This window comes from Micrococcus sp. HG099 (assembly GCF_024723355.1).
Taxonomy (GTDB): domain Bacteria; phylum Actinomycetota; class Actinomycetes; order Actinomycetales; family Micrococcaceae; genus Micrococcus; species Micrococcus endophyticus.
Window position 1 is genome coordinate 1 of sequence record NZ_JANQCJ010000086.1, and the last position, 10,266, is coordinate 10,266.

A 10,266-nucleotide genomic window follows, 5' to 3' on the forward strand; every position below is an offset into this window, starting at 1 on the left:
GTCCTACGCTGAGCAGCAGCCGGCGCCCGCGTACGGCGGCGACGCCGGGCACGGCCAGGACGGCTACGCGCCGGCCGGGTACGCCCGGGCGCCGGGCCACGGCCGGCCCGCCTACGGCTTCGGCGCCCCGCTGGCGCCCGGCCAGACGGAGGGCACCGGCCGGTCGGTGGCCTCGATGATCCTGGGCATCGTCTCGATCGTCGGCGGCTTCACCCTGGTGGTGCCGCCGATCGTCGGCGTGATCCTGGGCCACCTGGGCCTCAAGCGCGAGCCCAACGGCCGCGGCATGGCCATCGCCGGCCTGGTCATGAACTACCTGTCCCTGGCGTTCGTGCTGCTCGGCGTCGTCCTGCTGACGATCCTGGTGGCCGCCGGCATGGCGGCCAGCGAGTACTCCACCTACTGACGCCGCGCCCGGCCGCGCGCTGCGGCTCAGCCGGCCAGCAGCAGCTCGAGGTGTGCGGCGAGGGCGAGCAGGGCGCCGGAGGTGCCGGGGCGGCCGATCAGCTGCACGGACCAGCTCAGGCCCCGCTCGTCCCGGAGCACGGGCACGGACGCGGCCGGCAGGCCGAGCACGTTGACCATCGAGGTGTACGGCGTGAACGCGCACTGCGCCGCGTAGTTGTCCTCTGGCTCCATCGCCAGGAAGTGGCCCACCGGCGGCGGCGCGGCGGCCAGCACCGGCGTCATCACCACGTCCACGGCCGCGAACTGCCCCCGCACCCCGCGCGCCCACGCCTCGAGCCGCCGGACCGCGTCGTCGATCTCCTGGCGCCCCGCGGACCGGGCCGTGCGCAGGAAGTGCGCGGCGATCGCGCCCACGCGCTCCTCGGCGTCCTCCGGCAGCGGGGCGCGCAGCAGTCCCGACGTCCACACCGTGCGGAAGTCCCGGTGGTACTCCTCGCCGTAGGCCGGGTGCAGGTCCTGCACCGCGTGCCCGCCCGCGGACAGGGCGGCCGCGGCCTTGGTCAGCGCCGTGACCGCCGGCCGGGCCAGGGTGATCGGCACGTCCGGGGCGAACGGGGAGGCCGTGGTCACCCCGATCCGCCGCCCCTCCACGGCGCCGCCGGCCCGGGCGGTCTCCACCGTGCGGCGCAGGTCCGCCAGCACGCGGCCGGGCAGCCCCTCGGGGGTGAGCAGCTCGTCGTAGAGCAGGGCCGCGTCCTCCACCGTGTGCGCCAGCGGCCCGGAGACCGTGAGGTTGCGGACCGTGTCCGCCGGCTCGTCCACGGGCAGCTCCCCGCGGCCGGGCTTGAAGCCCACCAGCCCGCACGCGGCGGCCGGGATGCGGATGGACCCGCCCCCGTCCGAGCCCGGCGCGAACGGCAGGATCCCCGCGGCGACGGCGGCCGCGGACCCGCCGGAGGAGCCGCCCGGCGTGCGCGCGGGGTCCAGGGGGTTGCGGGCCGGCGCGGAGACGAGGTTCTCCGAGTAGGAGTCGAGCCCGAACTCCGGGACGGTCGTCTTGCCCAGGGTCACCGTCCCGGCACCGACCAGCCGGCGCACCAGCGGGGCGTCCTCCTCCGCCGCCGGGGCGCCGGCCAGCAGGGCGGAGCCGTGCCGCGTGGGCAGGCCCCGCACGTCCGTGAGGTCCTTGTAGGCCAGCGGGAGGCCGTGCAGGGAGGCGCGGGCGCCGTCGTCGTCCAGCTCGTCCGCGCGGGCCAGCGCGCCCTCGGGGTCCAGGAGCGTGAACGCGCCGAGGCCGGCGTGCCGCTCCGCGGCGTCGAGGGCGGCCTGCGTGACCTCGCGGGCGCTCAGCTCCCCGGCCGCCAGGGCGTCCCGCAGCTGCACCGCCGTGCGGTCCAGCAGGCGGGCGGGGGCGGCGGGGGCGGGCGCGTCGTCGTGGGGAGTCAGCATGCGGCCGAGCCTAACGGGCGGGCCGGACGCCCCGCCGGGACGGGCGGTGCACGCCGGACGCCGCCCGCGTTCACCGACCGTGGACTCTTCCTGCGGCGGCCGCCCCGGTGGCTACGCTGAGGCCATGAGCGCTTTCGAGACCGTGAATGTGAACGAGATCCCCGCGGACGCGGCCATCCTGGACGTCCGCGAGGACGACGAGTGGGCCCTGGGCCGCGCCGCCGGCGCGCAGCACCTGCCGCTCGGCCAGCTGCCGGACCGCCTCGAGGAGCTGGACCCGGACACCGACTACTACGTCATCTGCCGCACCGGCGGCCGGTCCGCCCGCGCCGCCGAGTTCATGGTGGGCCGCGGCTACACGGCCATCAACGTGGCCGGCGGCTCCGGTGCATGGCTGGAGGCCGGCAAGCCCATGGAGGCCGACGGCGGCGCCGAGCCCACCGTCAAGTGACCCGCGACGACGCCGCGCCCCTCGGGCGCTGCACCTTCCTGGGCCCCGCGGGCACCTTCACGGAGGCCGCGCTGCGGGCCGTGCCGGGCGCCGAGCAGGCCGAGCTGATCCCCGCCACGTCCGTGCCGGCCGCGCTCGCGGCCGTCCGGGCCGGGGCGGCCGACCACGCCATGGTGCCGATCGAGAACTCCGTGGAGGGCGGCGTGAGCGCCACCCTGGACGACATCGCCTCGGGCGACGACCTCCAGATCCTCCGCGAGGAGCTCGTGCAGATCAGCTTCGTGCTGGTGGGCCGGCCCGGCGTGGAGCTGGCGGACGTGCGGCGCGTGTCCACGCACACCCACGCGTGGGCGCAGGTGCGCGGCTGGGTCGAGGCGAACCTGGCCAGCGTCGAGTACACGCCCTCCGGATCCACCGCCGCCGCGGCGCGGGCCCTCGCGGACGCCGAGCCCGGATCCGAGCCGTTCGACGCCGCCGTGTGCGCCCCACTCGTGGCCGAGCAGACCGGCCTGCCCGTGCTGGCGCGGGCGATCGAGGACGTCACGGGCGCGGTGACGCGGTTCGTGCTGGTGGGCCGGCCGGGCCCGCTGCCCGCGCACACCGGCTCGGACAAGACCACGCTGACCGTCCCCCTGCCGGACGACCATCCGGGCGCGCTCCGGGAGATCCTGGACCAGTTCGCGACGCGCGGGATCAACCTCTCGCGCATCGAGTCCCGGCCGACCGGCGAGGGGATGGGCAAGTACTTCTTCTCGATCGACCTCGAGGGGCACCTCGCCGAGGAGCGCGTGGCCGCCGCGATGGGCGCGCTGCACCGGATCTTCCCCGGCGTGCGCTTCCTGGGGTCCTACCCGCGGGCCGAGCACCGGCCCGTGGCCGTGCGTCGGCACACCTCGGACGACGCCTACCGCGCCGGCCGCGCCTGGGTCGACGGGCTCCTCGCCCGCTGACCCCGCGCTGTCCCCGTCCGGCACTTTCGTGTGGGAAGCGGGAGCCTTGCGAACCACTTTTGTGCGGGAAACGGGGCCTCCCGTTTCCCGCACAAAAGCGAGTGGGGAGCCTCCCGTTTCCCGCACGAAAGCGGGTGGGGTCAGATGTGGGGCGCCGGCTCCGGGACGGGGGCGGCCTCGGAGCGGCCGTCGTCGTGCACCGAGGCCTCCTTCTCGTCCACGAGCATCACCACGAGCGAGTCCGGCTGCACGCGGGCGTCGAGGGCCACGATGTCCCCGGTCGCGTCGCCGTCGAGCTGGGACGGCATGGGGTCCGCGAACTCCACCTTCACGCGCTGGGCCTGCTCGGTGTGCATCACCGGGATCTTCGCGCCGTGGCGCGTCACGGTCTTCGCCGCGATCCGCGCCCAGTCCAGGGCATGGCGGGGGGAGAGGACCAGGACGTCCAGCAGGCCGTCGTCGAGCTTGGCCTCCGGCAGCAGCTCCACGCCGCCGGTGAGCATGCCGCAGTTGGCCACCATCACCGTGCGCACCTTGAACCGGCGGGACGCGCCGCCGTCGAGGGAGATGGACACCTCGTGGCGCTTGCCGCGCAGGTGGCGCATGCCGGCCTCGCTGTACGCGAGCCAGCCGGCCACGTCCTTCAGCTCGTCCTTGGTGTCGCCCATGATGTCCGCGTCGTAGCCGGCGCCGCCGATCACCGTGAACGTCTGGCGGGTGACGTCGCCCTCCTCGTGCGTGAAGCGCACGTCCACCGTGTCGATGCGCCGCTGGCGGCCCGTCAGGGCGATCCGCAGGCACTCCTCGATGTCGTTGATCGGCAGGTCCAGGTTGCGCGCCAGCAGGTTGCCCGTGCCGAGGGGGACCACTCCGAGGGCCACGTCCGTGCCGGTCAGCTGCTCGGCCACGGTGCGCACTGTGCCGTCCCCGCCCGCGGCGATCACCAGGCGCACGCCGGCCTCGAGGGCGTCCTTGGCCATCTGCGTGCCCGGATCGTCCTCCTCGGTCTCCAGCACGAGCACGGAGCCGAGGCCCTCACGGTCCGCCATCGCCTCGAGCGCGCGCCGGACCTCGTCCGCGCGGGCCTTGATGGGGTTGAGCACCAGGGCGATCTCCTGGCGCGGCCGGTCCACGCCCGGCAGCTCGCCGAGGCGGCGCTGCGCGGCGTCGAGCCGGTGCTCGACCGCGTCCAGCTGCCCGCGCGTGCGCTCATGGCGCTCGGCGAGGCCGCGATGCCGCACCGCCAGGACGATCACGGCGACCGCCAGCACGGCGCCGAGCACCAGTGCGGCCAGGGCCATCCACCACTCAGCAGTCATGCCTTCAGTCTAGGGTCCGGCGCGGACGCGCGACCCGTTGCGCGGCGCCCGGCCGCTAGGCTGAAACCCGTGATCGACGTCAAGGACCTCATCGAGCAGCCCGAGAAGTACCGCGCCTCCCAGGAGGCCCGCGGGGAGGACGCGTCCCTGGTGGACCGCATGGTCGAGGCGGACGCCTCCCGCCGCGCGTCGATCACGGCCTTCGAGGAGCTGCGCGCCGAGCAGAAGGCGTTCGGCAAGAAGGTCGCCAAGGCCCAGGGCGAGGAGAAGCAGGCGCTGCTGGCCGAGGTGAAGGACCTGGCCGCGCGCGTGAAGGAGGCCGAGGCCGCCGCCGGCGCCGCCGAGGCGCGCGTCGCCGAGCTGCAGCGCGGCTTCCCGAACCTCATCATCGACGGCATCCCGTCCGGCGGCGAGGACGACTTCGTGGTGGTCAAGGAGGTCGGCGCCCCGCGCGACTTCGCGGCCGAGGGCTTCGAGCCCCGCGACCACCTGGAGCTGGGCGAGCTGCTCGGCGCGATCGACATGGAGCGCGGCGCGAAGGTCTCCGGCGCCCGGTTCAGCTTCCTCAAGGGCGTGGGCGCGCGCCTCGAGCTCGCCCTCATGCAGATGGGAATGGACCTGGCGCTGGAGAACGGCTTCGTGCCCGTCATCCCGCCCACGCTGGTGCGCCCCGAGACCATGCAGGGCACCGGCTTCGACGTGGAGCACGACGACGAGATCTACCGCCTCGAGCGCGACGACCTCTACCTCGTGGGCACCTCCGAGGTGGCCCTCGCCGGCTACCACGCGGACGAGATCATCGACGTCGACGCCCCGGTCCGCTACGCCGGCTGGTCCACGTGCTACCGCCGCGAGGCCGGCTCCGCGGGCAAGGACACCCGCGGCATCATCCGCGTGCACCAGTTCAACAAGCTCGAGATGTTCGTCTACGCGACCCAGGAGGACGCCGAGGCCGAGCACGCGCGCCTGCTGGAGTGGGAGGAGCGGATGCTCGCGGCGATCGAGGTGCCGTACCGCGTGATCGACATTGCCGCCGGTGACCTCGGCCTCTCCGCCGCCCGCAAGTTCGACTGCGAGGCGTGGGTCCCCACGCAGGGCACCTACCGCGAGCTGACCTCCACCTCGAACTGCACCACCTTCCAGGCGCGCCGCCTGAACATCCGTGAGCGGGTGCGGCAGGAGGACGGCGACGGCGGGGCCCGGCGCGGCGGCACCCGCATGGTGGCCACCCTCAACGGCACGCTGGCCACCACCCGGTGGATCGTGGCGATCCTGGAGAACCACCAGAACGCGGACGGCTCCGTGACCGTGCCGGCCGCGCTGCGCCCGTACCTCGGCGGCATGGAGCGGTTCGAGCTGGTCTGAGCGGACCGGCCCGGGGCCGGCGCCGTCGGCGTCGCCGTCGAGGCCGGCCCCGCTGCGCCCCGCCCGTTCACCCGCGCGTCGCCGTCGTGTCCGGGGACTCTGGTCTACTGGACCCATGGAGAAGAAGCTCGTGTGCCTGGACGTGGACGGAACGATCGTGGACCATGACGGCCACCTGCACGAGCCGGTGCGCGAGGCCGTGAAGGCCGTCGTCGCCGCGGGCCACCACGTGGTGATCGCCACCGGCCGCTCGCGCGGGGCCACGCTGCCCGTCGCCCAGTCCCTCGGCATCGAGGCCGGGTACATGGTCTGCTCGAACGGCGGTGTCACCCTGCGCCTGGACCCCGCCCTTGAGGACGGCTACGAGGTGACGGACTGCCGCACCTTCGACCCGCGCTCCGTGCTCTCCCAGCTGCGCAGCCGCCTGCCCGGGGCGAAGTACGCGGTGGAGGTGCCGGACGGCTCGTTCCTGTCCACCGAGCGGTTCCAGGACATGAGCTTCGGCGTGGCCGCCGAGGGCACCACCTTCGAGGAGCTCAAGAACACGACGGCGGTGCGCCTCGTCGTGTTCTCCACGGACTCCTCCGCCGAGGAGTTCGGCCGCGCCGTGGAGGGCATCGGCCTGTCCGGCGTGACCTACTCCGTGGGCTGGACGGCCTGGCTGGACGTGGCCGCCGCGGGCGTCACCAAGGCGTCCGGGCTCGAGGCGCTGCGCACCGTGCTGCACGTGGCCCCGGAGCACACGGTGGCCGTGGGCGACGGCCGCAACGACCTCGAGATGCTCGCCTGGGCCGGCCGCGGCGTGGCCATGGGCCAGGCCGTGCGAGAGGTGAAGGAGGCCGCGGACGAGGTCACGGCGTCGGTGGACGACCACGGTCTCGCGGACGTCCTCTGGTCGCTCGTCCCGGAGGCGGACCGCCCGGAGGGCGTGCGCGTCCAGGAGCCGGCGGCGGCCTGATGCTGAGGCGGGCCTGGTCCGGCCTCGTGGGACCGCTGGGCGCGGCTCGCTCGGCGGGCGTGGTCGGTGCCGCGACGGCGGCCGGGTTGGTCGCGGGCACGGAGACCGCCGCTCGGTGCGGGCCGGGCGTGGGCGCCTTCGTCGGGGTGACGGCGGTGGACCTGGTGGGCGGGATGGTCGCGTTCCAGCTGCGGCCGACGCGGGAGCACTACGCGCGGACGTCGCTCTCGCGGCGCATGGCGCTGGCCGCGGCGCACGTGCAGTGCTTCGCTCTGCCGATCGTGGGGGAGGGCACGTGGAGTGCCGCCGCGGGGCGCTGGGCCGGCGTCGTGGCGTCCACCGCGCTGCTGCAGTGCGCCGTGCCGGCGGCGCATCGGCGCCCGGCGGGCCTCGTGCTCGCCGCCGGGCTGACGGCCGCCGACGTCGCCCTGGCGGGTCCGCGCCAGCGCTGGCTCGGGCCGGTGTGGTTCACCAAGCTCGTGGCCGGGCACGCGACGCTGCCCGACCCACGCTGACCCGCCCGGCCCTCGCGCGGGTTTTGGCCCCGCCCGCTCAGCCCTCCTCGGCGAGGGCGAGGAGCCGGGCGGCGGCCGGCCGGCAGGCGTGCTCCTCGTTCCAGTAGGCCCGCTGCACGGCCTGCGAGACGGCCTGCGCCGTGATGCCGAGGGCGTCCGCGGCCGGCTTCTGCTGGCCCCGCACGCCGGGCACGAGCAGGTCGAGCACCGCCCACTCGGCGTCCGTGCGGCTCCACACCAGCTGCCCCACGAGCCGCAGCACGGCCTCGGCCTCCGCCGCGGCCTGCGCGTCGGCACCGCGCACGGCCAGCGGGATCCGGGCGGTGGACACGGCCGCCGCCTCCACGGCCCGCCGCGCGTGGGCGAGGGCGGGGCCGGCGGCGTCGTCGAGCGATCCCGACGACGGCGCCCCGTCCGTCCCGTCCGCCCCGCGCAGCGCGCCCACGCCGATCCCCACGTTCCACCGGCGCTCGCGCAGCGCCCGCAGCGCCACCTCCACCGCGGCGGCCGGGTCCGTCACGGCGCCGATCAGCTCGTCGCCCACGGCGCGCTGGAACGGCAGCGCGACGGCGCCCGCCAGCCCCGGGGCGTCGCCAAGGGAGCGCAGGAACGCGTCCACTCGGTCCCCGGCGTCGAGGGTGTCCCGCTGGTTGATGGTGAGCACGAGCATGGTGCCCGATTCTGCCAGGGCTCAGGGGCCCGGACGTCGAGCGGGAACGCAGATGGCCGGTATGGCGCCGTGGATCGGCGTCATACCGGCCATCTGCAGGACAGCTCGGGTGAGCGGGCGGCGGCGCGGCGCAGCGAGCGCGGCACCGCCGGCTCGGGTCGGCCCCGAGGCGCCGGGCGTCAGCGGCCCTGCGGCACGTCCTTCTCCTCGCCCTCCTCGGTGGCGGGGCTGGGGTCCTCGGTCTCGACGTCGCGGCCCTGGGGCTCGTCGGTCGGGGAGTGCTCGCCGGCGGCGTCGAAGCGGGCGATGGACGCCTCCAGCTCGGCCTCGGCGTCGGCGCGGCCCTGCCAGCCCTCGGCCTTGACCCACTTGCCGGGCTCGAGGTCCTTGTAGCGGGTGAAGAAGTGCTCGATCTCCTGCTTGAGCGACTCCTCGATGTGCTCCAGCTCGGTGATGTGGTCGAAGCGCTTGTCGGCCGGGACGCAGAGCAGCTTGGCGTCGCCGCCGCCGTCGTCGGTCATGTTGAAGACGCCCACGGGGCGGGCCTCCACGACGCAGCCCGGCACCAGGTCGAAGCCCGGCAGGAGGACCATGGCGTCCAGCGGGTCGCCGTCCTCGCCGAGGGTGTTCTCGAAGTAGCCGTAGTGGGTGGGGTACTGCATCGAGGTGAAGAGCACGCGATCCAGGCGCAGGCGGCCGGTCTCGTGGTCGAACTCGTACTTCACGCGGGAGCCCGCGGGGATCTCGATGGTGACGTCGTGCGGCATGACTCTCCTTCGGTGGGACTGCTCTTGGGCAGGGCGCCGGACCGCGGCGGTGCGCGGCACGGCGGGACTGGGTCCCAGCCTACCGGCGCGCCGCCGTGTTGCCGCCGCGTGGACGACGACGACGCGCGGCCCGGGTCAGCCCCGCTCGGCGCCCGTGCGACGGGTCAGGACGACGCCGCCGGCCACGGCGAGCAGGCCGAGGGCGCCCAGGGCCCAGGCCCAGGGGGAGGCGCCGCGGCGGCCTCGTCGGGGAACCGCTCGCGGAACTGGGCCGCCGTCGTGAGGAATCCGGGTCCGGCCTCCTGCGGCAGCCCGGTCACGTCCCCGTCGGCGAAGTCGTCGGTGCCCAGGCGGTGGCCGATCTGCTCATGGCGGGCGTGCGAGGCGAGCGTGTCCGTGGCGGGGCCGGGGAGCAGGAGGGGCGCCTCCGCGAGGCTCGACCCGCCCGTGATCGGGGTTCCGGCCGCCTCGTAGCCATGGAGGGCGCGCGTGGTCCGGGTGGTGAGGTGCTCCGTGAGCTGGGCGGCGTCCTCGCAGGCGGGCGGGGTGTCGCAGGAGGGCTGGCCGTCGGAGACGAGCACGGTGGTGCCCTTCTCCTTCTCCTCGAGGGCGTCGGCGGCCTGCTGGAGGGCGGCGCTGACCGGGGTCTCACCGGGGGCGGCCCGGATGAGGTCCTTCGTGGCGGCCTTGGCGGCGTCCACGCGGGTGGTGCCGGAGGCGTCCGCGTCGGCGTTGAGCATGGAGCCGGAGTGATCCATGACGACGACGACTGGCTGCTGGCGGGCCTGACCGGCCGCCGGCGCCGACGTCGGGGCGGCCAGCGCCGGCGCCCCGGCGAGGACGGCGGCGGACAGGCAGAGGCCGAGCGATCCGGCCACGGCGGCGAGCGGGGCGGGGGCGGTGCGAGGGTGCGTCATGGTCTCTCTCCCGGTGGGGCGGGGTCCGAGTGGGCCGGACCTCGTGCGTTTGCAATCGCAAAGCTACCCGATGTGTTCGCGTTTGCAAACACATGCGAGGATGTCCCCCGTGAGTGACGAGCATCTGGAGCAGCAGAGGACGCTGTACGGCGCCCCCCTGGCCGAGCGGTTCACGGGCGTGCGCGAGGCCTACGGCCTGAGCCAGCGCGCCCTGGCCCAGACCCTGGGCCTGTCCGCCCCCATGCTGTCCCAGCTCGCGAGCGGGCAGCGCATCAAGATCGGCAGCCCGGCCGTCTACGCCCGTCTCGTGATGCTCGAGGAGCGCGCGGGGGAGCCGGACCCGGCCGCCGTCCTCGCCGAGGTGCGCGACTCCGAGCCCGTGCTGACCTCGCAGTCGTTCGCCGCCTCCCCGGAGGCCGACCTGCCCGCCCGGCTCGCGCGCCTGGCCGGGCCCGCGGGGCTGCGGGCGGCGGAGTCGGCGGCCCGCGCCGCCGGGG

Annotated in this window: 12 protein-coding genes; 7 read left to right on the forward strand and 5 right to left on the reverse strand. The window is 75.3% G+C overall.

Annotated elements, in window-relative coordinates:
- Positions 1 to 406 (forward strand): DUF4190 domain-containing protein (locus tag NWP10_RS08265; RefSeq protein ID WP_258300530.1); only part of this gene is annotated, 406 nt, incomplete at its 5' end.
- 26 nt (positions 407 to 432) lie between these two features.
- Here NWP10_RS08265 and NWP10_RS08270 read toward each other — a convergent pair.
- Positions 433 to 1,857 carry an amidase gene (locus NWP10_RS08270; RefSeq protein WP_258300531.1) on the reverse strand — a complete coding sequence of 475 codons (1,425 nt, stop codon included), beginning with the start codon at positions 1,855 to 1,857 and terminating at the stop codon, positions 433 to 435.
- Positions 1,858 to 1,981: 124 nt separating this feature from the next.
- Here NWP10_RS08270 and NWP10_RS08275 point away from each other — a divergent pair, with 124 nt between their 5' ends.
- Together NWP10_RS08275 and pheA are read left to right on the forward strand one after the other, a co-directional pair.
- Positions 1,982 to 2,308, forward strand: coding sequence for a rhodanese-like domain-containing protein (locus tag NWP10_RS08275; protein WP_258300533.1), 327 nt, complete (start codon positions 1,982 to 1,984; stop codon positions 2,306 to 2,308).
- Entirely contained in the window at positions 2,305 to 3,258 is a 954-nt protein-coding gene (pheA, locus tag NWP10_RS08280) for a prephenate dehydratase (RefSeq protein ID WP_258300534.1), read from the forward strand. Before NWP10_RS08275 ends, pheA begins: the two co-directional genes overlap by 4 nt.
- Positions 3,259 to 3,398: 140 nt before the next feature.
- Here the strand turns inward: pheA and NWP10_RS08285 are convergent, their stop codons facing one another.
- Positions 3,399 to 4,577: a diacylglycerol kinase family protein gene (locus tag NWP10_RS08285; protein WP_258300535.1), complete on the reverse strand. Its 1,179-nt coding sequence runs from the start codon at positions 4,575 to 4,577 to the stop codon at positions 3,399 to 3,401.
- A gap of 69 nt (positions 4,578 to 4,646) precedes the next feature.
- Here NWP10_RS08285 and serS point away from each other — a divergent pair, with 69 nt between their 5' ends.
- The 3 genes from serS (at position 4,647) to NWP10_RS08300 (ending at position 7,415) form a co-directional block, all read left to right on the forward strand.
- Positions 4,647 to 5,942 carry a serine--tRNA ligase gene (gene serS / locus NWP10_RS08290; RefSeq protein ID WP_258300536.1) on the forward strand — a complete coding sequence of 432 codons (1,296 nt, stop codon included), beginning with the start codon at positions 4,647 to 4,649 and terminating at the stop codon, positions 5,940 to 5,942.
- A gap of 115 nt (positions 5,943 to 6,057) precedes the next feature.
- The gene (locus NWP10_RS08295; RefSeq protein ID WP_017488076.1) at positions 6,058 to 6,900 is read left to right on the forward strand and encodes an HAD family hydrolase; all 843 of its coding nucleotides are present in this window, start codon (positions 6,058 to 6,060) and stop codon (positions 6,898 to 6,900) included.
- Positions 6,901 to 7,028: 128 nt separating this feature from the next.
- Positions 7,029 to 7,415 carry a hypothetical protein gene (locus NWP10_RS08300; protein ID WP_158508147.1) on the forward strand — a complete coding sequence of 129 codons (387 nt, stop codon included), beginning with the start codon at positions 7,029 to 7,031 and terminating at the stop codon, positions 7,413 to 7,415.
- Positions 7,416 to 7,452: 37 nt separating this feature from the next.
- On the opposite strand, the gene NWP10_RS08305 is transcribed toward NWP10_RS08300, so the two are convergent.
- The 3 genes from NWP10_RS08305 to NWP10_RS08315 all read right to left on the reverse strand — a co-directional run bounded on the left by NWP10_RS08305 (position 7,453) and on the right by NWP10_RS08315 (position 9,769).
- Positions 7,453 to 8,085: a hypothetical protein gene (locus NWP10_RS08305; protein WP_184172788.1), complete on the reverse strand. Its 633-nt coding sequence runs from the start codon at positions 8,083 to 8,085 to the stop codon at positions 7,453 to 7,455.
- Between the two features lie 179 nt (positions 8,086 to 8,264).
- Complete coding sequence (locus NWP10_RS08310) at positions 8,265 to 8,852, reverse strand: inorganic diphosphatase (protein ID WP_158493675.1); 588 nt, start codon at positions 8,850 to 8,852, stop codon at positions 8,265 to 8,267.
- Between the two features lie 164 nt (positions 8,853 to 9,016).
- Positions 9,017 to 9,769: a VWA domain-containing protein gene (locus tag NWP10_RS08315; protein WP_258300538.1), complete on the reverse strand. Its 753-nt coding sequence runs from the start codon at positions 9,767 to 9,769 to the stop codon at positions 9,017 to 9,019.
- A gap of 109 nt (positions 9,770 to 9,878) precedes the next feature.
- Here NWP10_RS08315 and NWP10_RS08320 point away from each other — a divergent pair.
- The coding region (locus NWP10_RS08320) for a helix-turn-helix domain-containing protein (protein ID WP_375162475.1) at positions 9,879 to 10,266 on the forward strand (388 nt) is incomplete at its 3' end.